Here is a 24403-nt window from a genome sequence, read left to right as displayed (position 1 = left end):
AGCGGCTACGTGGATCGAGGATCCAAAACTGATAAGCAGTCATTCGAAGCATTTAATCAATGTCGATCAGCATCCTCAAACTATGAGCTAGATCAGTTGGATTCAAACTTGGGTCGCTATACTGGCTACCGGCATCGACTTTAGGTTTCCACCATGACTCCTTCGCCCAGCGACCAACGAGATGTAGTGATTATCGGTGGAGGTCAGTCAGCCTTGGCGGTAGCGTATTTCCTGCGCCGAACTCAACTTTCGTTCGTCATCCTCGACGCAGAGGAAGAGCCCGGTGGTGCCTGGCGGCATGGCTGGAACTCGCTGCGCTTATTCTCTCCGGCCACCTGGAGTTCAATACCCGGCTGGATGATGCCGCCCGCGCAAGAAGGCTATCCCACACGAAATCATGTAATCGACTATCTCAACCAATATGAGCAGCGCTACCAATTTCCGGTGGAACGCCCGGTTCGGGTCGTTTCCGTGGAACGCTTAGAGTCTGGCTTACGAGTACGTTCTGACGACAAGTATTGGGATGCCAAGGTTGTAATCAGCGCTACCGGCACCTGGAGCAATCCGTATATCCCTCACTACCCTGATGCCGAATTATTCGCCGGTCGGCAATTGCATTCCGCGAACTATGTCGATGCACAAGCGTTTGCTGGCAAGAAGGTTTTGGTGGTGGGTGGTGGCAATTCAGGAGCGCAGATTCTGGCAGAAATATCCAAGGTCGCCGAGACCACTTGGGTAACCGCTACTGAACCGGTCTTTTTGCCTGACGATGTGGATGGACGGGTGCTGTTCGAGCGCGCCACTCAGCGCTTGAAGGCCCAGCAAGAGGGGCGTGTCATTGACCAGCCGGTCGGCGGGTTGGGAGACATCGTCATGGTGCCACCAGTTGTAGAAGCCCGTGAGCGTGATGCTCTCAAGTCTGTACGCCCATTTGAACGTTTCACTCGCGATGGCGTGATGTGGGCCGATGGATCTGAATCTGCAGTGGACGCGGTCATTTGGTGTACCGGGTTCAGGCCCGCACTTCAGCATCTGGATACGTTGGGGGTGATCGACACTGAAGGTCGCGTTAAGGTCGACGGCACTCACTCGATCCAGGAACCAAGACTATGGCTGGTAGGCTATGGCGAGTGGACAGGTTCGGCTTCCGCCACGCTGATCGGTGTAACACGCACAGCACGCAGCACAGTGAATGAGATCGCGGCCTATCTTGGCGATCCGTCCGTGCACTAGTGCGCCTACACCCCAGGAGTAGAGGACATGAATGAAATGAGCCTGTGGACGCGCCGAACTCAACTTTCGCTCGTTATTCTCGACGCTGAGAAAAAGCCAAGTGGCGCCTGACGACCTGATTGGAACTAGGCAAGCGGTAACCAGACGCACACTTCGAACCCCTCCTGTCGACCTGTTGCAGGGGAAAACAATTTCATTCTCGCGTTGACCCCCTGCACGATGGTTTTAGTAATCGCCAACCCCAGCCCTGAACCACTGATTTCACTGTGACCGCGCACAAAGCGCTCTGTCAGGTGCTGCAATACCGACTGCGGCACCGCCGGGCCGCTATTGACCACCCGTAGCTGTGCCTGTTCGGTGAGACTGACATCGATCGGTTGATCCGCTGCCCCGTACTTCAGCGCATTTTCGATCAGGTTGCGCAACAGGATGCCAAAGGCGTCCGGATCAATGGTCGAGTACACGCAGGTCTGGTTTGGCAGCTGCAACTTGATCCGGTGCCCACTGCGGTTGTTCCACTCATCAACCACATGGGCGAGCAACGGAATGAGGTCCTGAGGCGTTTCGGACAACAGGCCACCGCCTTCGGCCTTGGCCAGTTGCATGAGTTTTTCCGAAAGCCGCGCCAGCTCGCGTAACGCGTTTTCGATTTTCGCCGCACGTACTCGCAACGGGCCCTCGGGCGCCTCTTGGTGGAGTCGCTGGATTTGCGCCAGGGTTGCCGCCAGTGGCGTACGCAGTTCATGGGCGCTGTTGGCAGTAAAGCTGCGTTCGCTCTCCAAAGCCTTGCGCAAGCGCTCCAGCAGATGATTGACCGCCTCCGCCAGTGGTGCGATTTCCGCCGGCAATCGCGCCCCGCTGATCGGCGACAGATCACCCACCCCACGAGTCTCCACGGCACGACGATAGGCCAATACACTGCGCAAGCTGATGCGCACAAACAACCACGTGCCCAACAGACTGATGGGAATCAGCGCCAATAATGGCAACAACAAGGCAAGCAACGCTTCACGTGCCGCTTCACGGCGGTGTTCCAGAGGTTCGGCAATCTCGATAAACACTGTTTCACGTAGCGCACTGGCGCCGTACAGACGGTATTTTTTTGTGGTTGAAAAGCCTTCGGCCGGTTGTTGGTTGAAGATCTTCGGGTTGGCGTCGTGGGACTGCATCAGGATCTCGCCCTTGGCATCGCGCACCAGGTACGTCAGGTATTCCTTGTGCATTTTCAGGGTGGCGACATGTTGTGCCTCACTGGGGTTTTCCCGGTTGCTGATTTCCAGTACGGCTAGAGGCAGAATGCGCTGCGCAGTTTCTTCCAGTGCACTGTCGAACGCCTCGTTCAATTCATGCTGCACCACCAGCCAGGCGCCAACGGTCGCCGCCAGCCACAGTAAGGTCGTGCCCAACGTCAGCCCCAGGCCGAGGCGTTTTTGAAGGCTTGACGACGGCTTCATGCGGACATCAACCGGTAGCCCATGCCCCGCACGGTTTCAATCAGGTCGCGCCCGAGTTTTTTACGCAGCCGACTGATGTAGACCTCGATGGTGTTGCTCTCGATTTCGGCGCCGAAGGCATACAACCGCTCTTCTAGCTGCGACTTGGACAGCAGCGCGCTGGGGCGCTGCACAAACGCTTCGAACAGCGCCCACTCCCGCGCGGTCAGGTCCACCGTCGCACCGGCCCGCAACACCGTGCGGGCACTCATGTCGACCTGCAAGTCGCCGAGTCTGATCTGTGGATTGGGGTTGCCGCTGCAGCGCCGGGCCACCGCCGTCACACGGGCCGACAGTTCGAACAGGTCGAACGGTTTGACCAGGTAGTCGTCGGCGCCCGCGTTGAGGCCAGCGATACGATCGGAAATCTGATCCTGGGCGGTCAGGATAATCACCGGGGTCACGTCCCCTGCCAAACGTTGCTGACGCAAAAAATCCAGCCCGCGACCGTCCGGGAGCATCAGGTCCAGCAGGATCAGGTCGTAAGGCGTGGTGCGTACGCTGTTGCGCGCGTGGTCCAGGCGCTGCACCCAATCGACGGCGTGGCCGTCATCGGCAATCTGCTCGCGCACCGCTTCCCCCAAGCCTGGAGCGTCCTCGACCAATAGAACCCGCATCTGGCACCTCCTGTGATGGTTGTCATGCAGCACCTTAATCGCCTTACCTGACGTGAATCTGAAGATTCAGCTAGTTGTCAGGAATGCACCTTAGGGTATGCCACAGACACCGACCTCGGCAGGAGACAGATCATGAAAACAGGTTTTATTGCCAATGCCACGCTGTTGAGCCTGCTGCTCAGTGGTTACGCCCTGGCCGATGACGATTGCAGCGACCCGGTGAGCGACTGGCAACCGCGCGAAACCTTGCGTCAGCAGGTCGAGCGGCAATACGGCTGGAGCGTGCAACGCATCAAGGTCGACGACGGTTGTTACGAGCTCAAGGGGCTGGATCGAAAAGGCAACGCCATCGAAGCCAGCTACTCACCGGCCTCGCTGCGTTTGCGCACACTCGAGATCCATTTCCTCCGCGACGACGGCGATGCCAGGGATTACCTCGGCAGCCCGCTCACCGAATGACGCCTTACCTGTCGATGAGTTTTCCCTGCGCTTCAGGTTGCTGTCAGCAAGCAGGTCCAGGCTCTCGACCTAACGATCAAAAGGACACCCTCATGAAAAAGATCATCGCAGCCACCTGCCTTGCCGGCGCCATTGCCCTGCCGGGTCTGGCTCAGGCTCGTGAAGTGACCTTGACCACACAGCTCAAGGACTACAGCGGCAATGATGCCTACCTGGCGATCTACGTCACCGACGCCAACGGCCAATACCAGAAAACCCTTTGGGTGGCCGGCAAGAAAGCCAAGTACTACAAGCACCTGAGCGACTGGGCCCGTGGCAGCGGGATGAACCCGAGCGAGTTTGACGGGGTCAGCGGCGCCAGTGTCGGCAGTGGGCGCACGCTAAAAGTCAGCGTCGAACTGGCAGACACCCTGATTGATGCCGGGTATCAGATCCGCATCGACAGTGCCGTCGAGGACAAACGCGACGCTCGCGCCGATGTCAGCGCGCCGCTCACGTCCAAGGGCGCGGGCCAGCCGGCGACCGGCAGCACCTATGTCGAGTCCTTTACTTACGATCTGTAGCACCTGCCCTTTCTGGAGGCTGAACATGCTTCGCCAGTCCCATTCCCTGCCCGGCCTGATCGCGGCCCTGTTGGTCATGCTGTTGGCCATAAGCGGTGCGATCCTGTCGGTCGACCCGGCGCTGGAACGCTTGCACAACACCGCCACCGCCGCCGGGCAACTCAACGTCGGCCAACTGGCCGGACGTGTGGCCAATCACTTCCCGGGCGTGGAGCAGATCCAGCGCACGGCGTCCGGGACGGTCATCGTCTACCACAACAAGAACGGTCAGGCCGGGGCTGAAACGGTCGATCCACTGACCGGCGAAGGCCTGGCGCCTTATGCACCCTCCGCTTTTACGCGTTGGGTGAAAGAGCTGCACCGCTCGATGTTCCTTGGCACGCCAGGCCACGGAGCGTCGGGTGTCGGCGCGCTGTTCATGCTGATGTTGTCGGTGTCCGGCGCGCTATTGCTGGCCCGGCGCCTGGGTGGCTGGCGCAACTTGCTGCGGCCACTGCGGGGCACCTTCAGCCAGCGCTGGCATGCTGAAGTTGGGCGACTGGCGTTGCTCGGGCTGCTGCTGTCGGCATTGAGCGGGCTCTACATGTCCGCCACCACGTTCGGTTTTATCGCCGACGGCAGTCAGAGTGAACCCGCCTTCCCCGCCCACGTCAGTACCGGTCCGACCTTGCCGGTGGCGACACTGCAAGCCTTGCAGGCCACCGACCTCAACGACCTGCGCGAGCTGGTTTACCCGAGCCCTGGCAACCCGCACGATGTGTTTTCCCTGCGCACGGCCCAGGGCGACGGCTACGTGGACCAGGCCAGCGGCGCCTTGTTGTCCTATCAAGCCCATGACTCGATGCACAACCTCTACGAATGGATCTATCAGTTGCACACCGGCGAAGGCCTCTGGTGGCTGGGCCTGCCGCTTGGACTCTGCGCCCTCTGCGTGCCGTTGATGAGCGTGACCGGCATCCTGTTGTGGTGGCGCCGCCGCAAGGCTGGCCCGAATATCCGCCACAACAGCCCTGCCCACTCCGCCGACAGCGTAATTCTGGTGGGCAGTGAAAATAACAGCACCTGGGGCTTTGCCAAAACCTTGCACGACGCCTTGCACCAGAGTGGTCATCAGGTGCACAGCGCGGCGATGAATGATTGGGTGGGTGATTACCGCAAAGCCCAACGGGTGTTCATCCTCACCGCGACCCACGGTGACGGCGATGCGCCGGCCTCGGCTTCGCAGTTCCTGGCGCGGCTGGCCAAAACCGGCCTCAAGCCCGGTCTGCCTTTTGCGGTGCTGGGCCTGGGCGACCGTCAGTTTGCACAGTTCTGTCAGTACGCCCATCAGGTGCAGGACGCGATGTTGCAGGCCGGTGGCTCGCCATTGCTGGGGTTGGAAACCGTCAACCGCCAGTCCTCTCAGGAGTTTGCCCGCTGGGGTCATGCGTTGGGCGAAGTGTTGGGGCAGGATCTGGTGCTGGTTCACACCCCGCAGCAGCCGCGTACCCATCAATTGCAGCTGACAGAGCGGATTGCCTATGGCGAACAGGTGAATGCGCCGACCCACATCCTGCGCTTCAAAGCCTGCGGCGAGCTGCCGGGTTTTCTGGCCGGTGACCTGGTCGGGATTGTGCCCCCCGGCAGCCCGATCCCGCGTTTCTACTCGCTGGCCAGCGGCTCCCAGGACGGCGTGCTGGAGATCTGTGTGCGTAAACACAACGGTGGCATGTGCTCGCAATTCCTTCATGGCCTGAACATCGGCGCGCAGATCGAAGCTTTTATCCAGCCCAACCCGCAATTTCGTCCGGCGTCGGGCGCGCACCCGGTGATCCTGATCGGCGCCGGTACCGGCATCGGTCCTCTGGCCGGTTTTATCCGAAACAATAAGGCCAGGCACCCGATGCACTTGTATTGGGGCGGGCGCAACCCGACCTCGGACTTTCTCTATGAGCCGGAGCTCAACCAATACTTGTCAGACCGTCGCCTCACGGCACTGCGCGCGGCCTTCTCTCAGGTTCAGGACCGCTGCTACGTTCAAGACCGGCTGATCGGCGATGCCTTGACCTTGCGCCGACTGATTGAAAAAGGTGCCCAAGTGCTGGTGTGTGGCAGCCGCGAAATGGCCAAAGGCGTGATACAGGCCCTCGATGAAGTGTTGGCGCCTCTCAACCTGAGTGTGCTGACCCTCAAGGCACAAGGACGCTACCGTGAAGACGTCTACTGAGTTGCAGCGCTATAGCCTGAACGGCGAAACCATGGGCACTCGCTACACCGCCCTGTTTTATTCCGGGGCCGGGATCGATGCCGACGACGTTGGCCATCGCCTGGCGCGCGCCGTGGCCCGAGTGGACCAGCAAATGTCCACCTGGAAACCCGACTCGGACATCAACCGCCTCAACGCCGCCCCCGAGCAGGAATGGGTGTCCGTGCCCAAGGAACTGGCCACGGTGCTGTCTGCTGCGCTGCGCGTCAGTCAGCAATCGGGCGGCGCCTTCGACATCGCTGTCGGTGACCTGGTGAACGCCTGGGGGTTCGGCCCCGGGGAACAGACAGTCACAGAGCAGGCGATCGGCACGATGCCGCTGCGCGCCCGGCTGTTGGCCAGCGCCGCATTAGTGGTTGACCCGCAACACAATCAGGCACGCAAGCGCGTGCCGCTGAACCTTGACTTGAGTGGCATCGCCAAAGGTTTTGGCGTGGATGAACTGGCCCGCTGCCTGGAGGGTTTGGGCATCACCCGCTACCTGGTCGGCATCGATGGCGAAATGCGCGCCCGGGGCGTCAAACCTGACGGCCAATGCTGGGTCGTGGCCCTGGAAAAGCCCAACCGGGGCGTGCGTGAAGTCATGGGCGTGATGGAACTTGGCGATGCCGCTATCGCGACCTCCGGGGACTATCGACATTGGGTGGACGTGGGCGGTCAGTCCTATGCTCATACCATGAACCCGGCCACCGGCGCGCCGCTGTGCAACCCGCTCGCCGCCGTCACCGTGGTGGCGGCCTCGTGCATGCTCGCCGATGCCTGGGCCACGGCGTTGATGGTCCTGGGCGAAACCGAGGGCCCACGTCTGGCTCAGGAACGCGGGATGGACGCGTTGTTCGTGCTGCGCGAGGGTGAACAATTCAAAGAAATATCCATTGTCGGCGGCCAGTTGCAGGCGCAAATTGAAACCCGCTGACGCAGATTGCCGGGCCGCTCGGAATCCGTCCGACGTGAACCGCCTAATGACAGGGAGTCCCGTTCTACAATGAAGTTCATGCACAGGCACACCGAGGCACACCGAAGCGATCGTATCGGCTGGCTGCGCGCCGCCGTCCTGGGCGCCAACGACGGGATTGTCTCTACCGCCAGCCTGTTGATGGGCGTCGCGGCCGCCAATGCCAGCCACGCCACATTGCTGGTCACCGGAATGGCGGGCCTGATGGCCGGAGCCATGTCCATGGCCGCTGGCGAGTACATCTCCGTACATTCCCAGGCCGATACTGAGCGGGCCGATCTGTCCCGCGAACGGGCAGAACTGTCGAGCGACCCGAAAGCCGAGCACATCGAGCTCGCCAACATCTACATGCATCGCGGCGTATCACCCGAACTGGCCCATCAAGTGGCCGATCAATTGATGGCCCATGACGCATTGGGCTCCCACGCCCGGGACGAGTTGGGCATCAGCGCCACCCTCACCGCCAAACCCTTGCAGGCAGCCCTGGCCTCCGCCGCCAGTTTCGTGGTGGGCGCCGCCTTGCCGCTGGCGGTGACGTTTGTCGCGCCGGAGCACAGCGTGGTGCCCTGGATATCAGGCATGTCCTTGGTGTTTCTCGGGACACTAGGCGCCATCGCCGCCAAGGCCGGCGGAGCCAAGGTCATCACCGGGGCCTGGCGGGTGACATTCTGGGGTGCGCTGGCTATGGGCATTACGGCAATGGTGGGATCGCTTTTCGGAGCGGTGGTTTAGTAAGGCGTACGCTCTCGAAACGCAAAGGGGGAGGCGGAGGTTGTTGGTTCTTGCCGATCAGCGACCCCCTTGTACAGCCTTTCCAGAAACAACGCGCGACCTAAGATTCCACCCAGAGCCAGCCGTTTTGTGGGGTAAAAACAACAAAAATAAAAAAGGGTCGCGAGATAAAATCTCGCAACCCCTTGAATTATATGGTCGGGACGGAGTGATTCGAACACTCGACCCCTAGCACCCCATGCTAGTGCGCTACCGGACTGCGCTACGCCCCGACTAGGCGTGAATCTTGTTCCTCTTCTCGAGGAACGCTCAAGAATATATCGCAAGCTTTTGAAAACTGGAAGTATTTAAAAGCAGGAATTTATTTCTTGAGGACCACCAGTACATCTTCGAGCTCGGCGATCATCTGGCGAATCATTTGTTTGTACTGCGTGGTGTCGTCTTTGGCTTCGTCACCGGACAAGCGCAGACGCGCACCGCCAATGGTGAACCCTTGATCGTAAAGAAGCGCGCGGATCTGCCGGATCATCAGCACGTCCTGGCGCTGATAATACCGGCGGTTTCCGCGGCGTTTGACGGGGTTGAGTTGAGGAAACTCCTGCTCCCAGTAGCGCAGCACGTGCGGTTTTACCGCACACAGCTCGCTGACTTCACCTATGGTGAAGTAGCGTTTGCCTGGGATGACGGGTAGCTCGTCGTTATGACTTGGTTCCAGCATAAGCCTCAACTCGGGCCTTCAACTTCTGCCCTGGACGAAAGGTGACCACACGGCGAGCCGTGATCGGGATTTCTTCTCCCGTTTTCGGATTGCGGCCAGGCCGCTGGCGTTTGTCCCGCAGGTCAAAATTGCCGAAACCGGACAATTTGACCTGCTCGTTGTCTTCAAGAGCGTGCCTGATTTCCTCGAAAAACAGTTCGACCAATTCCTTGGCTTCCCGCTTGTTCAGGCCCAGCTCTTCATACAGACGTTCCGCCATCTCAGCTTTCGTCAAAGCCCCCATACGTCACTTCCTTAACGTGGCGTTCAACCTTTGTTCGAGCGAGGTGAGGATGTTTTGCGTCGTGGAATTCACCTCATCGTCATTAAGAGTGCGCGATGGATGCTGCCAGGTCAAGCCGACTGCGAGGCTTTTTCTATCAGGATCAATGCCTTTACCCTGATACACGTCAAATAGCCTGAGGTCTGTCAGCCATTCGCCTGCATTTTCACGGATTACGTCCAGTACCGCCGCGGCTGCGACGTCTTTGTGCGCAATCAGTGCCAGGTCACGACGCACTTCAGGAAAGCGCGACAACTCATGGAATTTCGGCATTTTTCCACTAGCCACTTCAGCCAGAACCAGCTCGAAAACAAATACTGGACGATCCAGACCCAGGGTTTTCGACAATTCAGGGTGGATGGCACCGACGAAACCGACCAGACGGCCCTCGCGTTCGATGCGCGCGGTTTGACCCGGGTGCAACGCAGGGTGCTTGCCTGGCACGAACGTGAAGGCATCCAGTGCACCGGCGAAGCCCAGCACCGCTTCCACATCAGCCTTGACGTCGAAGAAGTCGACGACATCGCGACCTTGCGCCCAGCCTTCCGGCAGACGGCTACCGCAAACCACGCCCGCCAGCATCGGCTCTTGTTTCAAGCCTTCGAGCTGACCGACGAAACGCAAACCGCTCTCGAACAAACGAACGCGATCCTGCTGGCGGTTCAGGTTGTGCTGAAGCGCCTTGACCAGGCCTGGCCACAGCGACGAACGCATGGCAGCCATGTCGCTGGAAATCGGGTTGGCCAACAGCAACGGCTCGACACCCGGATTGAACAGTTCGAACTGTTTCGGATCGATGAAGCTGTAGGTGATCGCTTCCTGATAACCGCGGGCAACCAGCAGGCGGCGCAGTTCTGGCAGTTCGCTGCGGGCTTCGGCCTTGGCTTGCGGTGCCAGACGCGCTTGCGGGTAACGAACCGGCAGGCGGTTGTAACCGTACAGACGGGCCAGTTCTTCGATCAGGTCGACTTCCAGGCTGATGTCGAAGCGATGGCTTGGCACTTCAACGCGCCACTGCCCTGCTCCCTCGGCAGAAATCTTCAGACCCAAAGCACTGAGCAGACGCTCGACTTCGGCCGAATCCATTTCCATGCCCAGCATCTGGGTAATGCGCTGGGCACGCAAAGTTACCGGCGCGATCGACGGCAGGTGCTGCTCGCTGACGGTTTCGATGATCGGGCCGGCTTCGCCACCGGTGATCTCCAGCAGCAGGCCTGTGGCGCGCTCCATGGCTTCGCGGGCCAGCTGCCAGTCCACACCACGCTCGTAGCGGTGCGAAGCGTCGGTGTGCAGGCCATAGGAGCGGGCCTTGCCAGCGACGGCGATCTGATCGAAAAATGCGCTTTCCAGGAAGATGTCACGCGTTGTTGCGGTGTTGACGCCGCTGTGCTCGCCACCCATGACGCCAGCAATGGCCAGGGCGCGAGTGTGGTCGGCGATCACCAGTGTATCGCTGCGCAGGCTGACTTCCTGACCGTCGAGCAGTACCAACTTCTCGCCTTCTTCAGCCATGCGTACACGGATGCCGCCATTGATTTCGGCGAGATCGAAAGCGTGCAGCGGTTGACCCAGCTCCAGCATCACATAGTTGGTGATGTCGACGGCAGCATCGATGCTGCGCACATCAGCACGACGCAGACGCTCGACCATCCACAGCGGTGTAGGCCTGGACAGGTCGACGTTACGGATCACACGACCCAGGTAACGTGGGCAAGCGGCAGGCGCCAGCACTTCAACCGGACGCACTTCATCGTGCACGGCTGGAACCGCAGCAACCACTGGACGAGTGACCGGGGTGGCGTACAGTGCACCGACTTCACGGGCCAGGCCCGCCAGGGACAGGCAGTCGCCACGGTTCGGGGTCAGGTCAACCTCGATGCTGGCATCGTCCAGGTTCAGGTATTCACGAATGTCCTGACCCACCGGCGCATCGGCCGGCAGCTCCATCAGGCCGTCGTTACCTTCACCGACCTGCAGCTCGGCTTGTGAGCACAGCATGCCGTTGGACTCGACACCGCGCAGCTTGGCCTTCTTGATCTTGAAGTCGCCCGGCAGCTCGGCACCGATGGTGGCGAACGGGATCTTCAGGCCCGGGCGCACGTTTGGCGCACCGCAAACGACCTGGAAGGTCTCCGAGCCATTGCTGACCTGGCAAACACGCAGCTTGTCGGCGTCAGGGTGCTGTTCGGTGCTCAGCACCTCGCCCACGATCACGCCATTGAATACACCGGCGGCCGGCGTAACGCTATCGACCTCAAGACCGGCCATCGACAGACGAGCAACCAGCTCGTCGCGACTTACCTGCGGGCTGACCCAGCCACGCAGCCATTGTTCACTGAATTTCATCCTGCTCTCCTAAGAATTCGTTACGACTAGCGAAATTGCGCGAGGAACCGCAAGTCGTTGTCGAAGAACAGACGCAAGTCGTTCACGCCGTAACGCAGCATGGCCAGACGCTCAACGCCCATGCCGAAGGCAAAGCCCGAAAATTCTTCCGGGTCGATCCCGGACATGCGCAGCACGTTCGGGTGAACCATGCCGCAGCCCATGACTTCCAGCCAGCCGGTCTGTTTGCAGACGCGGCAACCTTTACCGCTGCACATCACGCATTCCATGTCGACTTCAGCGGATGGCTCGGTGAACGGGAAGTACGAAGGACGGAACCGCACTGCCAGTTCTTTTTCGAAGAACACGCGCAGGAACTCTTCGATGGTCCCTTTCAGGTCGGCGAAGTTGATATCGCGATCGACCAGCAGGCCTTCGACCTGGTGGAACATCGGCGAGTGGGTAATATCGGAGTCGCTGCGGTACACACGGCCTGGGCAGACGATGCGGATCGGCGGCTGTTTCGATTCCATGGTGCGGACCTGTACCGGCGAGGTATGGGTGCGCAGCAACATGTTGGCATTGAAATAGAAGGTGTCATGCATCGAACGGGCCGGGTGATGGCCTGGGATGTTGAGCGCCTCGAAGTTGTGGTAGTCGTCTTCGACCTCAGGGCCTTCGGCAATGCCGTAGCCGATGTGGGTGAAGAACTGCTCGATACGTTCCAGAGTCCGGGTAACCGGATGCAGACCGCCTGAGGTCTGGCCGCGGCCAGGCAGGGTCACGTCAATGGATTCGGCGGCGAGCTTGGCCGCAAGATCGGCCTCCTCGAACAACGCCTTGCGCGCATTGAGAACCTCTGTGACACGCTCCTTGGCAACGTTGATCAGCGCGCCGACTTGCGGACGCTCTTCTGCCGGCAAATTCCCCAGGGTCTTCATCACCTGAGTCAATTCGCCCTTTTTGCCAAGGTAGTGAACCCGGATTTGCTCCAGGGCATTGATATCTTCAGCGCTTTGCACAGCCTCTAGTGCTTGCGAGACGAGCGCGTCCAGGTTTTCCATGTACAGACTCCAGATACAAAATAGGGGAAGAGCTTGAAGGCTCTTCCCCTATTTATGACGTTTAACACCTGACCCCACAGAGGTGAGGCCGGGTGACTGTCGGGGGTACTTAAGCCAAGGTGGCTTTAGCTTTCTCGACAATCGCAGCAAACGCCGCTTTTTCGTTCACTGCCAGATCAGCCAGAACCTTACGGTCGATCTCGATGGACGCTTTTTTCAGGCCGGCGATGAAACGGCTGTAGGACAGACCGTTGATACGAGCACCAGCGTTGATACGAGCGATCCACAGAGCGCGGAACTGACGTTTTTTCTGACGACGGTCACGGTAGGCGTATTGGCCTGCCTTGATTACCGCTTGCTTGGCAACACGGAATACGCGCGAGCGAGCGCCGTAGTAGCCTTTAGCAAGTTTCAGAATTTTTTTGTGACGTTTACGGGCAATGACGCCACGCTTTACACGAGCCATGAGTTACTTCCTCTATTCTTGACTAAAATTAACGAAGGCGCAGCATGCGCTCGACTTTTGCCACGTCAGACGGATGCAGCAAGCTGCTACCGCGCAATTGACGCTTACGCTTGGTCGACATTTTGGTCAGGATGTGGCTCTTGAAAGCGTGCTTGTGCTTGATACCGTTAGCAGTTTTCAGAAACCGCTTAGCAGCACCACTTTTGGTCTTCATTTTTGGCATGTTCGGATACTCCGCATTCAGTTGATAAACATAATCAGAAGGCCTGCCGTGCCCTGTTGATTACTTCTTCTTTTTCGGGGCGATGACCATGATCAGCTGGCGTCCTTCCATCTTAGGATGCTGTTCGACCGAACCGTACTCGAGCAAGTCACCTTCAACTCGCTTGAGGAGTTCCATCCCCAGCTCCTGGTGGGCCATCTCACGGCCGCGGAATCGCAAGGATACCTTGGCCCTGTCCCCGTCACTCAGGAAACGTACCAGGTTGCGCAGTTTTACCTGGTAATCCCCTTCCTCCGTCCCTGGACGAAACTTGATTTCTTTTACCTGAATCTGCTTCTGGTTCTTCTTCGCCGCAGCAATCTGCTTCTTCTTTTCGAAGATCGATTTGCCGTAGTCCATCACCCGGCAAACAGGCGGGACGGCGTCGGCGGAGATTTCTACCAGATCAAGCTTGGCTTCTTCAGCAATACGAAGCGCTTCATCAATCGAGACGATGCCAATCTGCTCGCCGTCAGCGCCAATTAACCGAACCTCGCGTGCCGAGATATTCTCGTTGATCGGGGCTTTCGGTGCAGCTCGTTTATCTTGTCTCATTTCACGCTTAATAATAATTACTCCGAATCTTGGCGACCACGCCGGGAAACCGCTTGCGCGAGGAACTCGGCGAACTGGGCGACGGGCATCGAGCCCAGGTCAGCACCTTCACGAGTACGCACAGCGACAGTCTGCATCTCGACTTCCTTATCTCCAATAACCAAGAGATAGGGAACCTTGAGCAAGGTATGCTCGCGGATTTTAAAGCCGATCTTTTCATTTCTCAAGTCAGACTTGGCACGAAACCCGCTTTCGTTGAGAGTTTTTTCCACTTCGGCAACAAAATCTGCCTGTTTATCAGTGATATTCATGATCACTGCCTGGGTCGGCGCCAGCCACGCAGGGAATGCACCCTCGTAGTGCTCGATCAGAATTCCGACGAAACGCTCGAAGGAACCCAGGATCGCCCGATGCAACATCACCGGATGCTTGCGGCTGTTGTCTTCGGAGACGAATTCGGCGCCCAGACGGACAGGCAGGTTAAAATCGAGCTGCAAGGTACCACATTGCCAGACGCGGCCGAGGCAATCTTTCAGCGAAAATTCGATTTTCGGACCATAGAACGCGCCCTCGCCCGGCTGCAGATCGTACGGCAGGCCCGCACTATCAAGGGCGGCGGCCAACGCAGCTTCGGCGCGATCCCACAGCTCATCGGATCCGACGCGCTTTTCCGGACGAGTGGACAGCTTCATTTCGATGTCTTTGAAGCCGAAGTCGGCGTAGACATCCATGGTCAGCTTGATGAACGCAGCGGACTCGGCTTGCATCTGCTCTTCGGTGCAGAAAATGTGGGCGTCGTCCTGGGTGAACGCACGTACACGCATGATGCCGTGCAATGCACCTGATGGCTCGTTACGGTGGCAGGCACCGAACTCGGCCAGGCGCATCGGCAACTCGCGGTAACTCTTCAGACCCTGATTGAACACCTGCACGTGGCAAGGGCAGTTCATCGGCTTGATGGCGTAGTCGCGGTTTTCCGACTGAGTGGTGAACATGTTGTCGGCGTAGTTGGCCCAGTGCCCGGATTTCTCCCACAGGCTGCGGTCAACGACTTGAGGCGTCTTGATCTCCAGGTAGCCGTTGTCGCGCTGCACCTTGCGCATGTATTGCTCGAGCACCTGGTACAGGGTCCAGCCGTTCGGGTGCCAGAACACCATGCCCGGCGATTCTTCCTGGGTGTGGAACAGGCCCAGGCGCTTGCCGATCTTGCGATGATCGCGCTTCTCGGCTTCTTCGATGCGCTGGATGTAGGCAGCCAGCTGCTTCTTGTCAGCCCACGCGGTGCCGTAGACGCGCTGCAATTGCTCGTTCTTGGCGTCACCGCGCCAGTAAGCGCCGGACAACTTGGTCAGCTTGAAGGATTTCAGGAAGCGGGTGTTCGGCACGTGCGGACCGCGGCACATATCGACGTATTCTTCGTGATAGTACAAACCCATGGCCTGTTCGTTCGGCATGTCTTCGACCAGGCGCAATTTGTAGTCTTCGCCGCGGGACTTGAACACTTCGATCACTTCGGCGCGCGGAGTGACTTTCTTGATGACGTCGTAATCTTTCTCGATCAGCTGCTGCATGCGCTGTTCGATGGCCGCCAGGTCGTCCGGGGTGAAAGGACGCTCGTAGGCGATGTCGTAATAGAAGCCGTCGTCGATGACCGGACCGATGACCATTCTGGCGGTCGGGTACAACTGCTTGACCGCGTGGCCAACAAGGTGGGCGCAAGAGTGGCGAATGATCTCCAGCCCCTCTTCATCCTTTGGCGTGATGATTTGCAGCGTAGCGTCGCTGTCAATGATGTCGCTGGCGTCGGCCAGCTTGCCATTGACCTTGCCGGCCACAGTAGCCTTGGCCAGACCGGCACCAATGGATGCGGCGACTTCGGCGATGGAAACCGGGTGATCGAATGAACGTTGACTGCCGTCGGGAAGAGTAATAGTTGGCATGGCGCCTCCTCTCCTAGTGGTGACCCCTACCAAAGGTCACGTGGGTTGGGATGAGCCAGTACAAGATCCGATCCAGGCCATTCAATGACGAACGCCTGCCTTACAGCGGCAGGAGCCTTGCGGCCAACCGGAAAACCGAACCAGAGTGACTGGGATTCAAATCAGGATTATTCGGGCATTTGCCGCAGCCGGGACTGAAGGTCGACCGGAGCCTGCAAGCGCCCGAGCCAGGCATGCTAGCACAGATGAACGGTCAGGGCGGCGTAGAGGTTTTCCGTCAGGGCAAATCCGCTGTTTTTATGCCAGAGTGCTGAACTTGATCGCCGTTTTCCCCCTCAGATAACAAGACATTGACCCACAAGGAGCATCCCGGCATGCGTCTGAATCAATTGTTCGCTGTAGTCGCCCCCATCGTCCTGCTGCTGCCGCTGGCCGCCCACGCCGATTGGCCGAAGGGTGAGCGCGAGAAGTACATGGCGCAGTGCACCCAGGCTGCCACGCCTCAGATCGGCGCCGCGGCTGCAAAAGCCCACTGCGCCTGCGGAGCCGATGCCATCAAATCGTACCCCGCCAAGGACCTTCAGTCCCTGATGGATAACCAGGCCAGTGACGCCTTGAAACAACAGGCGCTGACCCAGATTTCCAAATGCAAGGCCACTAACCCGGCGAAAAAATAAGCCTCTCAAGACGCTGAAAAAGTGACTTGAGCCGATGAACGGCCTCAGAAAAGCGCTTTTTCCTACGATTTATGCTGGTTTTACAGGTTTTTTTATCGTCTTTACTTTCGGCTGAAAGCCTTTTAAAACGGGGCTTTCAGCCGTATCGGGCAACAAAGAATGTGCGACTGTAGGGCAAACGGCACCTGCGGGGGGCTCCCAAAGCGAACATTTCGACTATGATACCCCGGTGTGCCCAGTTGGCCTGAGCAGCACAGTACTACTGAAAATATATGTTTCTTGGAGATACACCATGTCTAATCGCCAAACCGGCACCGTTAAATGGTTCAACGATGAAAAAGGCTTCGGCTTCATCACTCCTCAAGGTGGCGGTGACGACCTGTTCGTACACTTCAAAGCTATCGAAAGCGACGGTTTCAAAAGCCTGAAAGAAGGCCAAACCGTTTCCTTCGTGGCTGAGAAAGGCCAAAAGGGTATGCAAGCTGCTCAAGTTCGCCCAGAGTAATTTCCAGGCGCGCTAAAAAAACCCCGTCCATGTGACGGGGTTTTTTATGGGCAACGCAAAAGCTGGGAGATCAGCCGCAGTTGACGCGGATGACAACCCGATTGGCATCGGTGTTGAGGTTCAGACGGTCGGAGCGATACTCCAGCGTCACCATGTCGGTAGGCAGGAGGAACCGAGCATTTTGCGCGCCTGCACGGGTACGCGCTTGTTCCAGCAGTTGTGGCGAAGCCTGTTTTCCAATGGCGAATTCGGCCGCTTTGGCCTCGCAACGGCTGTGACCTGTGTCAGTCGTCGTTACAGGGTCTGTTGCCGACTCGGTGGTGGCAGTGCTGCAACCGGCCAGCATGGCAACGGCCAACAAGGTACCCAATGACGCGAGCTTCCAAGGCATGAAGCCTCCTTTTTTCGAGAGTTAAGCTGAGATCGTGCGACCGCCAATCCGGCGTTTGGTTTCACAAGGAGAGCCAGCGACCTGTCCTTGCGCCGCAGACAAACGGCAAGTTTGCCTGAGCATCACCCTGCCCTTCATCCTTCAATCGTGACTGAATATGAACGATGCTCAATAGACATCAATGTAGTCGAAGGCCGGCTTCGGCCAGTTCTGCTTCAGCGCATTGAAGATCTGCATGACCCAGACCTCGTCGCTGGCTGCGACGCGCCCGACATAACCAGAGCCTTTGGCCCAGGTTTCCAGACGGAACAGCAGCCCGTCGATATCGGTGCCGCCCACGACTCCCGATGAAATATAGGCGATGCCGCCCTTGGTCACACGCAATTGCGTGTGCTCATCGTCGCTGGCTGACGCCAACAACTGACGCACGGCCTCCAGGGTCAAGCCGTCTGGGGTGTTCAAATCAATCTGCACAACGCAGTCCTTGAAAAGTCATCAAAAAACCAAGTGTCGCACAGCCCTCGAGTCATGCCTAAGTCGGAGTGCCAAACACGACGCAAAATGGTTAACTCGTCGTTCAGACCTTTCCGACTGCACGAGCGCAATCATGACCACCGTAAGTATCGACGCCAACATTACAGTCAAGTGGCCACAAGGCCACAGCTCCTATAGCCCGGGCAGTCCGGAAGAGCTGGCAATCATTGGTATCGATCTATTGGTCAAAGGATTGGGTACCGAAGCAGCCCGGCAATTTATCGCGCAGGTTTTCGAAAAGTACCCGACCGATCACATGGGTGCAGCCCACACAGACAGAGAATAAAAACCCGCAGGCCGCTACCTGCGGGCGTGAAGGCTACTTCAGGCGCGCCAGGCGTTCAGTCAGCAGATCGAAGAAACCCTGGGCATCGCCGCTTTCAACCCAGAAGGCATTCTTCGGCGCCTTGAGGCCGTCATGCCAGTCGACAATGGTCTGGCCGAAAGACGGCCCCTCATCACTATCCACCACGACGTTCACCTCTCTACCGCTGAACAGCTGCGGCTTGAGCAGATAGGCGATCACCGTTGCGTCGTGCACCGGGCCGCCCGGTATGCCGTAGTGCACCATATCGGTTTTGATGTATTCGTTCAGGATACTGACCACCAGCTTGCTGGCATTGTTATTCAATGCCGCGATCTGTTGCAGGCGCGCGTCACTGGTGAGGATTTTGTGGGTCAAGTCCAGCGGCAGGTAGGTCAGTTTCACCCCACTCTTGAGTACCACCTCGGCAGCTTGCGGATCGGCAAACAGGTTGAACTCTGCTACGGGCGTAATGTTGCCACCGTTGAAGTGCGCACCGCCCATGATCACCACTTCCTTGATACCCCGAACGATTTCCGGCTCCTGGATCAGCGCCAGGGCAAGGTTGGTCTGTGGCCCCAACATGGCAAGGGTGATGCTATGGGGCTCGGCCGCCATCAAGGTGTCGATCAGGAACTCGATCGCATTGCCCTCGGCGAGGCCTTTCTTCGGCTCATGGACAGTGATGCCCGACAGTCCTTCCTTGCCGTGGATGTTCTCGGCATAGATGGGTTTGCGCATCATCGGTTTCTTCGCTCCGGCGTAGACCGGCACATCCTCGCGTCCTGCCCATTCACGGGCCAGCCGCGCGTTACGCGACGTCTTGTCCAGGCGCACGTTGCCGGCGACGGTGGTCAATGCGCGGATGTTCAACTCCTGCGGCGATGCCAGCGCAAACAGCAGGGCAACCACATCGTCGGCGCCGGGGTCGGTGTCGATGATCAAGTCGATCTTCTGCGTCGCGTGGGCGCCGGTGGCGGTCATCAGGGACAAAAGCAGCAGACTCCGAAGCAGATGAGGCAGTTTGCGAGCATAACGGTACATGGCGCACTCCTTGTGCAGGGTTGAAAACAAAAACGAGTCAGAACGTCACCCCGGCGATCAGCACGATGTTGCAGTACGGCTGGCATTCGCCAGTGCGCACGATCGCCCGTGCCTGCCGGCTGAGAATCTTGAATTGCTCATGACTGAGCAACTCACGCTTCCCCAGTCCACCCTTGGCATTCAGCTCATCCAGAGCAGCCAGTGCCGACGGTTTTTTCTCCAGGATTTCCCGGGCCAGTACGTGGCTTTCAACCTGCATTTCGCTGAGCACGACCTTCAAGGTGCTGATGAAATCCGGGATACCGTGAGTCAGGGCCAGATCAATCAACTCGACGCCGGGTGGCACCGGCAGCCCCGCATCGCCAATCACCACGGTGTCGCCATGGCCCAGGGAAGCGATCAACCGTGACAGGGCAACATTGAGCAAAGGTGTCTTTTTCATGGAGTCTTGAATGCCTGCACTTCGAACAAAGAGGGAATCGAGGGTTGCGCGCCGGCTCGGGTGACCGATAACGCCGCGGCGACCTGGCCGAAACGGATCGCTTCGGCTTCGCTTTTACCGCCGGCCAGCGCAGCGGCAAAACCGCCGACAAACGTATCGCCCGCCGCCGTGGTGTCGACCGCCTTCACGGTCGGTGCAGGGAAATGCTCGAAGCGTTGGCCATCGGCAAACAGCGAACCCTGGGCACCAAGAGTGATGATCACTTTGCCGGCCCCCAGCTCGATCAGGCGGGCTGCAGCAGCTTGCGCAGACTGCCGAGAGTCCACCGGCAAGCCACTCAGGGCCGATGCCTCGCTCTCGTTGGGAATCAGATAATCGATGTTCGCGTACCAGTGTGCCGGTAATGGACGGCTGGCAGGCGCCGGATTGAGGATCACGGTCTTGCCCAGTTCCCGACCGCGCTTGAGTGCGTGACCCACCGTGGCATCCGGCACTTCCAGCTGACAAATGATCACATCGGCGGCTTGCAGAACCGAATCGAAACAGCCGACCACCGCCGGCGTCAGTGCGCCGTTGGCACCGGCAACAATCACGATCGCGTTCTGGCTGTTGTCGTCCACCACAATCAACGCCACGCCACTGGAACCGTCCACGGTGCTGACGGCCTGACAATCGATCTGTTCAGCCAACAGGGCGGCGCGCAGTTCTTCGCCATAGGCATCGCTGCCCACGCAACCGACCATCGACACCTGGGCCCCTAATCGCGCGGCGGCCACGGCCTGGTTCGCGCCCTTGCCGCCGGACACTGTGGCAAACGAATGACCGATCAACGTTTCACCACCCTGCGGCAACCGAGGCGCCCGGGTCACCAGGTCCATGTTCAGGCTGCCAATCACCACTACTTTTGCTGGCATACATTGCTACTCATTTGTTCGGTTTCATCAGGTACTTTAATTTAACGAAACTGGGCAAAAACACCGGCCAGAGGCGCAGTCGACTCCCGCATGACGATGCTTGGCATCACAATCCGTTGTTCGGTGACCAGATCCGGCCTGGCGATTCGGCGCAGCAACACTTCGGCCGCCATCTCGCCAAGCTGCAGGATCGACTGCCCCACGGTGGTCAGCGCCGGATAGACATAACGACTCATCTGGATATCGTCGAAGCCGATCACCGACAGCTCCGTCGGTACACGCACTTTGCGTTCGGCGGCAGCTCGCAATACACCAATGCCGATCATGTCGTTGGCGGCGAAGATGGCGCTGGGCGGGTTGCGCTCCAGCAGGGTGGCGGCGGCGTTGTAACCGCCGGTGCTGGTGAAATCACTTTCGAGCATGCGCTCGGCAGGCACTTCGATGCCCGCGTCTTTCAAGGCCCGGCAGAAACCGGCCAGACGCATCTGCGCCACGCTGGTGGTCGCCGGACCGCTGATGGTGGCGATGTCGCGGTGCCCCAGCTCCAGTAAATGGCGGGTCGCCAGGTAGGCTCCGTATTCGTGATCGATGCGCACCAGGTCCGCATCGACACCTTCCAGGCCGCGGTCGACAATCACCATCGGCGTGCGCACACCCGACAAGCCCTGCGCCAACCCGCTGTCACCACCTGCCGACGCGACGATCAGACCGTCGATGCGTTTTTCCAACAATACGCGCAAGTAGCTGCGCTGCTTGTCCGGGTTGTCGTCGGAGTTGCAGAGGATCACGCAATAGCCATTGCGCTCACAGTAATCCTCGATCCCCCGGGCCAGTTCGGCGAAGTACGGGTTGAGGCTGTTGGGCACCAGCAACCCGATGGTGGCCGTAGTTTTGGCCTTGAGGGATCGGGCCACGGCGCTGGGAACGTAATCGAGGGTTTTGATTGCCGCCTCGACCTTGATCCTCACTTCTTCGCTGACCGGGCGGGTTTTGTTCACCACGTGGGAAACCGTGGTGTAGGAAATCCCGGCGAGTGCCGCTACATCTTTGATTGTTGCCATGACTCAGGTCCGCCGGCTTGCGCGTTGACTGCGGTAGGTATCAAGCACCACCGCGACCACGATTACCGCGCCGGTGATGATGCGCTTGGTAGGTTCAGTGGCGCCGATCTGCGCCAGGCCAGCTGCCAATACGGAAATGATCAGCACGCCGAAGAACGTGCTGATGACCGAACCACGCCCGCCCATGAGGCTGGTGCCACCAATCACCACGGCGGCGATCACTTGCAGCTCCAGGCCAGAGCCGGCGTTCGGATCCGCCGCTTCCAGACGCGAAATCTGAAACAACGCGGCGATCCCCGCCAGCAAGCCCATCAGGCTGAACACCATGATCTTGTAGGGCTTTGGATTGATCCCCGCCAGCCGCACCGCCTCTTCATTGGTGCCGATGCCGATCAGGTAGCGACCGAATACGGTGCGGGTCAACACCGCCTGGGCGATAAAAATGATCAGCAAGGCAATGATAAACGACGGCGAAATGCCGAAGGCGATCGGGTTGGACAACCAGGCGAAGGCATCGCCGATGTACGCCGTGCGCGAGCCGGTCATCTGATACGCCACGCCGCGGGCCATTTCCAGCACGCCGAGGGAGACGATGAACGACGGGATGCGCCACGCCACGGTGATCGAACCGGTGATGGTCCCGGCCAGTGCAGCCGCCGCCATGCCGAGCAATGCCGCCGGCAGGACGCTCCAGCCCCAGCCGAGAATCGCCACACTGACGGTTGATGCAGCGAGCGCCAGCACCGAGCCCACCGACAGGTCGATGCCGCCGATGATCAACACGAACGTCATACCGACCGCAAGGACCATCAGGTCTGGAATCTGGTTGGCCAACGTACTGAAGGTGTCGTAAGACAGGAAATGACTGCTCAGGATCGAGAACAGTACAACCATCGCCAGCAAGGCACCGGCCAGGCCCAGGTAAGTGCCGAGGCCGTAAAAGTTGCCGCCGCGTTTGCCGGCTAAAGATGCGGTTTTCATGGAAAATCCCTAGGCGCTGCTTCGTTGAGCAGCGCATCACGTTTTTGGTAGCCGGCAAATGCGGCGGCAAGCAAATCATCCTGGGTCCAGCTGTCGCGCTCGAAGGTATCGATCAGACGGCCCGCCGACAGCACGCCGATGCGATCGCAGATCAGCATCAATTCGCGCAGGTCGCTGGACACCACCACCAGCGCTTTGCCCTGGCGGGTCAACTCCCCGAGCAGCGCATAAATGTCGAACTTGGCGCCGACGTCGATACCCCGGGTCGGTTCGTCGAACAACAGCACCGAACAATCGCGCTCCAGCCAACGACCGATGACCACTTTCTGCTGATTACCGCCGGACAGTTCGGACACCCGTTGTGTCGGGCCGGAACTGCGGATGCGCATGGCATCGATCTGACGCTGGGCCAGGGAAGCTTCGTCGCCGTTATTGACGAAACCGCCTCTGGAAATGCCTGGCATGTTGCCCAGCGCGATGTTGGCGCTGATCGATTGCGTCAACAGCAGGCCTTCACCCTTGCGGTCCTCGGTGATCAGGGCGATGCCGTGAGCGACCGCGTCTACGGGAGAGTGAATGCTCACAATCTGCGCGGGGGAACCCAGCGCCACCGTGCCGCTGTCAGCGCGGTCGGCACCGAAGATCAGGCGCAGCAATTCGGTACGCCCTGCCCCGATCAATCCTGAAATGCCGAAAATCTCGCCGGCGCGCACTTCAAAAGACACATCCAGGACCTTGTCGGCGCGGGTCAGGCCCTTGACCGTCAGCGCCGGTGGACCGATGTTGCGCGGCCCCATGTCGATGTGTTCGCCGAGCTCCCGGCCGACCATCAAGGTCACCAGTTGCTCGCTGTTGTAGTTGGCCATCGGCTCGACGCACACCAGATTGCCGTCGCGCAGTACCGCAATGCGCTGGGCAACCCGGGCCAGTTCTTCGAGGCGATGGGAGATGTAGATGATCGACACGCCGCGCGCCTGCAGACGGGTGATTTGCTCGAACAGCATTTCGACCTCACGGGCCGTGAGCATCGCAGTGGGTTCGTCGAGGATCAGCACGTGGCAATCGCCGATCAGGTTGCGGGCGATCTCGACCATTTGCTGGTGACCAATGCCGAGTTCGCCGACGAGGGTGTCGGGATCGATCGCGTCGAGCCCGACCTGGGCCATGGCTTCGATCGCCGCCTTGCGCAGTTGCTTGCGACTGATCCAGCCGCCGTTGCTGGGCAAGTTATCGAGAAACAGGTTTTCTGCCACCGACAGCGTCGGCAGCAGATTGAGCTCCTGCATGACCATGCGGATGCCCAAGTCTTCAGCCTGGGTGCGGCTGCCAGGGCGATAATCCTGCCCCTGAAACTGCATCTGGCCAGTGGTCGGTGCGACCAGTCCGCCGATGATCTTCGACAGTGTGCTTTTGCCTGCGCCGTTCTCGCCGGTCAGCGCCAGCACTTCACCGCGCATCAGCGTCAGGTCGATGCCGGTCAGGACCGGCTGAGCGTAGGTCTTGCCGATACCACTGACCGACAGGACAGCGTTCGGGGCGTGAACGGACATAAAAACTCTCCATGTGCTCGCCCGGACGGGCGAGCACCGTTGTGTCGCCAG

Annotated in this window: 27 protein-coding genes and 1 tRNA gene; 9 read left to right on the top strand and 19 right to left on the bottom strand. The window is 59.2% G+C overall.

The window, feature by feature from the left end; genetic code table 11:
- Positions 1–153 precede the first annotated feature (153 nt).
- Positions 154–1233 (top strand): ArsO family NAD(P)H-dependent flavin-containing monooxygenase, encoded by a 1080-nt coding sequence (locus AC07ZE_RS10800; protein WP_207264191.1) that lies wholly within the window; start codon positions 154–156, stop codon positions 1231–1233.
- 125 nt (positions 1234–1358) lie between these two features.
- Here AC07ZE_RS10800 and AC07ZE_RS10795 read toward each other — a convergent pair whose 3' ends face one another.
- Entirely contained in the window at positions 1359–2687 is a 1329-nt protein-coding gene (locus tag AC07ZE_RS10795; RefSeq protein WP_207264189.1) for a sensor histidine kinase, read from the bottom strand.
- Entirely contained in the window at positions 2684–3343 is a 660-nt protein-coding gene (locus AC07ZE_RS10790) for a response regulator transcription factor (RefSeq protein ID WP_207264187.1), read from the bottom strand. Before AC07ZE_RS10790 ends, AC07ZE_RS10795 begins: the two co-directional genes overlap by 4 nt.
- A gap of 132 nt (positions 3344–3475) precedes the next feature.
- Here AC07ZE_RS10790 and AC07ZE_RS10785 point away from each other — a divergent pair, with 132 nt between their 5' ends.
- The 5 genes from AC07ZE_RS10785 (at position 3476) to AC07ZE_RS10765 (ending at position 8297) form a co-directional block, all read left to right on the top strand.
- A complete protein-coding gene (locus AC07ZE_RS10785) occupies positions 3476–3802 on the top strand; it encodes a PepSY domain-containing protein (RefSeq protein WP_207264185.1) in 327 nt (108 codons plus the stop codon).
- A gap of 92 nt (positions 3803–3894) precedes the next feature.
- Positions 3895–4365, top strand: a complete 471-nt coding sequence (locus AC07ZE_RS10780; RefSeq protein WP_207264183.1) for a DUF2271 domain-containing protein — start codon at positions 3895–3897, stop codon at positions 4363–4365.
- 25 nt (positions 4366–4390) lie between these two features.
- Positions 4391–6571, top strand: a complete 2181-nt coding sequence (locus AC07ZE_RS10775) for a PepSY domain-containing protein (protein WP_207264166.1) — start codon at positions 4391–4393, stop codon at positions 6569–6571.
- Positions 6555–7526 carry an FAD:protein FMN transferase gene (locus AC07ZE_RS10770; protein ID WP_310650364.1) on the top strand — a complete coding sequence of 324 codons (972 nt, stop codon included), beginning with the start codon at positions 6555–6557 and terminating at the stop codon, positions 7524–7526. The genes AC07ZE_RS10775 and AC07ZE_RS10770 overlap by 17 nt, the downstream gene beginning before the upstream one ends.
- A gap of 69 nt (positions 7527–7595) precedes the next feature.
- Entirely contained in the window at positions 7596–8297 is a 702-nt protein-coding gene (locus tag AC07ZE_RS10765; protein ID WP_084317898.1) for a VIT1/CCC1 transporter family protein, read from the top strand.
- Positions 8298–8492: 195 nt separating this feature from the next.
- Here AC07ZE_RS10765 and AC07ZE_RS10760 read toward each other — a convergent pair.
- The 9 genes from AC07ZE_RS10760 to thrS form a co-directional block, all read right to left on the bottom strand.
- Positions 8493–8569, bottom strand: a tRNA-Pro gene (locus AC07ZE_RS10760).
- An 89-nt stretch (positions 8570–8658) separates the two neighbouring features.
- Positions 8659–9015, bottom strand: coding sequence for a MerR family transcriptional regulator (locus AC07ZE_RS10755; protein WP_003179985.1), 357 nt, complete (start codon positions 9013–9015; stop codon positions 8659–8661).
- Positions 8996–9298 carry an integration host factor subunit alpha gene (gene ihfA, locus AC07ZE_RS10750; protein WP_002553164.1) on the bottom strand — a complete coding sequence of 101 codons (303 nt, stop codon included), beginning with the start codon at positions 9296–9298 and terminating at the stop codon, positions 8996–8998. Before ihfA ends, AC07ZE_RS10755 begins: the two co-directional genes overlap by 20 nt.
- A gap of 3 nt (positions 9299–9301) precedes the next feature.
- Positions 9302–11683 (bottom strand): phenylalanine--tRNA ligase subunit beta, encoded by a 2382-nt coding sequence (pheT, locus tag AC07ZE_RS10745; protein ID WP_207264156.1) that lies wholly within the window; start codon positions 11681–11683, stop codon positions 9302–9304.
- Positions 11684–11709: 26 nt separating this feature from the next.
- Positions 11710–12726, bottom strand: a complete 1017-nt coding sequence (gene pheS, locus AC07ZE_RS10740) for a phenylalanine--tRNA ligase subunit alpha (RefSeq protein ID WP_007940232.1) — start codon at positions 12724–12726, stop codon at positions 11710–11712.
- 109 nt (positions 12727–12835) lie between these two features.
- Entirely contained in the window at positions 12836–13192 is a 357-nt protein-coding gene (rplT, locus tag AC07ZE_RS10735) for a 50S ribosomal protein L20 (RefSeq protein WP_007905879.1), read from the bottom strand.
- Positions 13193–13220: 28 nt separating this feature from the next.
- Positions 13221–13415, bottom strand: a complete 195-nt coding sequence (rpmI, locus tag AC07ZE_RS10730; protein ID WP_002553160.1) for a 50S ribosomal protein L35 — start codon at positions 13413–13415, stop codon at positions 13221–13223.
- A gap of 60 nt (positions 13416–13475) precedes the next feature.
- The gene (infC, locus tag AC07ZE_RS10725; protein WP_169843736.1) at positions 13476–14027 is read right to left on the bottom strand and encodes a translation initiation factor IF-3; all 552 of its coding nucleotides are present in this window, start codon (positions 14025–14027) and stop codon (positions 13476–13478) included.
- Positions 14027–15949, bottom strand: a complete 1923-nt coding sequence (gene thrS / locus AC07ZE_RS10720; RefSeq protein WP_137806497.1) for a threonine--tRNA ligase — start codon at positions 15947–15949, stop codon at positions 14027–14029. The genes infC and thrS overlap by 1 nt, the downstream gene beginning before the upstream one ends.
- Positions 15950–16323: 374 nt before the next feature.
- Here thrS and AC07ZE_RS10715 point away from each other — a divergent pair, with 374 nt between their 5' ends.
- Both AC07ZE_RS10715 and AC07ZE_RS10710 read left to right on the top strand, forming a co-directional pair.
- Positions 16324–16626, top strand: coding sequence for a hypothetical protein (locus AC07ZE_RS10715; RefSeq protein WP_207264148.1), 303 nt, complete (start codon positions 16324–16326; stop codon positions 16624–16626).
- Positions 16627–16918: 292 nt separating this feature from the next.
- A complete protein-coding gene (locus tag AC07ZE_RS10710; protein ID WP_003179963.1) occupies positions 16919–17131 on the top strand; it encodes a cold-shock protein in 213 nt (70 codons plus the stop codon).
- A 70-nt stretch (positions 17132–17201) separates the two neighbouring features.
- On the opposite strand, the gene AC07ZE_RS10705 is transcribed toward AC07ZE_RS10710, so the two are convergent.
- Positions 17202–17522, bottom strand: a complete 321-nt coding sequence (locus tag AC07ZE_RS10705; RefSeq protein WP_207264146.1) for an I78 family peptidase inhibitor — start codon at positions 17520–17522, stop codon at positions 17202–17204.
- A 168-nt stretch (positions 17523–17690) separates the two neighbouring features.
- Positions 17691–17996: a hypothetical protein gene (locus tag AC07ZE_RS10700; RefSeq protein WP_095193356.1), complete on the bottom strand. Its 306-nt coding sequence runs from the start codon at positions 17994–17996 to the stop codon at positions 17691–17693.
- Between the two features lie 133 nt (positions 17997–18129).
- Between AC07ZE_RS10700 and AC07ZE_RS10695 the strand changes: the two genes are divergently transcribed.
- Positions 18130–18342 (top strand): hypothetical protein, encoded by a 213-nt coding sequence (locus AC07ZE_RS10695; RefSeq protein WP_207264144.1) that lies wholly within the window; start codon positions 18130–18132, stop codon positions 18340–18342.
- A gap of 33 nt (positions 18343–18375) precedes the next feature.
- Here the strand turns inward: AC07ZE_RS10695 and AC07ZE_RS10690 are convergent, their stop codons facing one another.
- The 6 genes from AC07ZE_RS10690 to AC07ZE_RS10665 are packed head-to-tail and all read right to left on the bottom strand — an operon-like array spanning position 18376 to position 24352.
- The gene (locus AC07ZE_RS10690) at positions 18376–19404 is read right to left on the bottom strand and encodes a nucleoside hydrolase (RefSeq protein ID WP_207264142.1); all 1029 of its coding nucleotides are present in this window, start codon (positions 19402–19404) and stop codon (positions 18376–18378) included.
- A gap of 37 nt (positions 19405–19441) precedes the next feature.
- Complete coding sequence (gene rbsD, locus AC07ZE_RS10685; RefSeq protein WP_207264140.1) at positions 19442–19846, bottom strand: D-ribose pyranase; 405 nt, start codon at positions 19844–19846, stop codon at positions 19442–19444.
- The gene (rbsK, locus tag AC07ZE_RS10680; protein ID WP_207264130.1) at positions 19843–20760 is read right to left on the bottom strand and encodes a ribokinase; all 918 of its coding nucleotides are present in this window, start codon (positions 20758–20760) and stop codon (positions 19843–19845) included. The genes rbsD and rbsK overlap by 4 nt, the downstream gene beginning before the upstream one ends.
- A 41-nt stretch (positions 20761–20801) precedes the next feature.
- Positions 20802–21821, bottom strand: a complete 1020-nt coding sequence (locus tag AC07ZE_RS10675; protein WP_207264120.1) for a LacI family DNA-binding transcriptional regulator — start codon at positions 21819–21821, stop codon at positions 20802–20804.
- 3 nt (positions 21822–21824) lie between these two features.
- Complete coding sequence (locus AC07ZE_RS10670; protein WP_207264111.1) at positions 21825–22802, bottom strand: ABC transporter permease; 978 nt, start codon at positions 22800–22802, stop codon at positions 21825–21827.
- Positions 22799–24352 carry a sugar ABC transporter ATP-binding protein gene (locus tag AC07ZE_RS10665; RefSeq protein ID WP_207264109.1) on the bottom strand — a complete coding sequence of 518 codons (1554 nt, stop codon included), beginning with the start codon at positions 24350–24352 and terminating at the stop codon, positions 22799–22801. The genes AC07ZE_RS10670 and AC07ZE_RS10665 overlap by 4 nt, the downstream gene beginning before the upstream one ends.
- Positions 24353–24403 lie beyond the last annotated feature (51 nt).

This window comes from Pseudomonas sp. GW101-3H06 (assembly GCF_059424605.1).
The sequence above is the reverse complement of the archived record's forward strand: the minus strand, read 5'-3'. Positions and strand labels throughout refer to the sequence as shown.

Coding starts and splice junctions, on each gene's coding strand:
- AC07ZE_RS10800 (WP_207264191.1), top strand. CDS start 154: ATGACTCCTTCGCCCAGCGACCAACGAGATGTAGTGATTATCGGTGGA.
- AC07ZE_RS10795 (WP_207264189.1), bottom strand. CDS start 2,687: ATGAAGCCGTCGTCAAGCCTTCAAAAACGCCTCGGCCTGGGGCTGACG.
- AC07ZE_RS10790 (WP_207264187.1), bottom strand. CDS start 3,343: ATGCGGGTTCTATTGGTCGAGGACGCTCCAGGCTTGGGGGAAGCGGTG.
- AC07ZE_RS10785 (WP_207264185.1), top strand. CDS start 3,476: ATGAAAACAGGTTTTATTGCCAATGCCACGCTGTTGAGCCTGCTGCTC.
- AC07ZE_RS10780 (WP_207264183.1), top strand. CDS start 3,895: ATGAAAAAGATCATCGCAGCCACCTGCCTTGCCGGCGCCATTGCCCTG.
- AC07ZE_RS10775 (WP_207264166.1), top strand. CDS start 4,391: ATGCTTCGCCAGTCCCATTCCCTGCCCGGCCTGATCGCGGCCCTGTTG.
- AC07ZE_RS10765 (WP_084317898.1), top strand. CDS start 7,596: ATGAAGTTCATGCACAGGCACACCGAGGCACACCGAAGCGATCGTATC.
- AC07ZE_RS10755 (WP_003179985.1), bottom strand. CDS start 9,015: ATGCTGGAACCAAGTCATAACGACGAGCTACCCGTCATCCCAGGCAAA.
- ihfA (WP_002553164.1), bottom strand. CDS start 9,298: ATGGGGGCTTTGACGAAAGCTGAGATGGCGGAACGTCTGTATGAAGAG.
- pheT (WP_207264156.1), bottom strand. CDS start 11,683: ATGAAATTCAGTGAACAATGGCTGCGTGGCTGGGTCAGCCCGCAGGTA.
- pheS (WP_007940232.1), bottom strand. CDS start 12,726: ATGGAAAACCTGGACGCGCTCGTCTCGCAAGCACTAGAGGCTGTGCAA.
- rplT (WP_007905879.1), bottom strand. CDS start 13,192: ATGGCTCGTGTAAAGCGTGGCGTCATTGCCCGTAAACGTCACAAAAAA.
- rpmI (WP_002553160.1), bottom strand. CDS start 13,415: ATGCCAAAAATGAAGACCAAAAGTGGTGCTGCTAAGCGGTTTCTGAAA.
- thrS (WP_137806497.1), bottom strand. CDS start 15,949: ATGCCAACTATTACTCTTCCCGACGGCAGTCAACGTTCATTCGATCAC.
- AC07ZE_RS10715 (WP_207264148.1), top strand. CDS start 16,324: ATGCGTCTGAATCAATTGTTCGCTGTAGTCGCCCCCATCGTCCTGCTG.
- AC07ZE_RS10710 (WP_003179963.1), top strand. CDS start 16,919: ATGTCTAATCGCCAAACCGGCACCGTTAAATGGTTCAACGATGAAAAA.
- AC07ZE_RS10705 (WP_207264146.1), bottom strand. CDS start 17,522: ATGCCTTGGAAGCTCGCGTCATTGGGTACCTTGTTGGCCGTTGCCATG.
- AC07ZE_RS10695 (WP_207264144.1), top strand. CDS start 18,130: ATGACCACCGTAAGTATCGACGCCAACATTACAGTCAAGTGGCCACAA.
- AC07ZE_RS10690 (WP_207264142.1), bottom strand. CDS start 19,404: ATGTACCGTTATGCTCGCAAACTGCCTCATCTGCTTCGGAGTCTGCTG.
- rbsD (WP_207264140.1), bottom strand. CDS start 19,846: ATGAAAAAGACACCTTTGCTCAATGTTGCCCTGTCACGGTTGATCGCT.
- rbsK (WP_207264130.1), bottom strand. CDS start 20,760: ATGCCAGCAAAAGTAGTGGTGATTGGCAGCCTGAACATGGACCTGGTG.
- AC07ZE_RS10675 (WP_207264120.1), bottom strand. CDS start 21,821: ATGGCAACAATCAAAGATGTAGCGGCACTCGCCGGGATTTCCTACACC.
- AC07ZE_RS10670 (WP_207264111.1), bottom strand. CDS start 22,802: ATGAAAACCGCATCTTTAGCCGGCAAACGCGGCGGCAACTTTTACGGC.
- AC07ZE_RS10665 (WP_207264109.1), bottom strand. CDS start 24,352: ATGTCCGTTCACGCCCCGAACGCTGTCCTGTCGGTCAGTGGTATCGGC.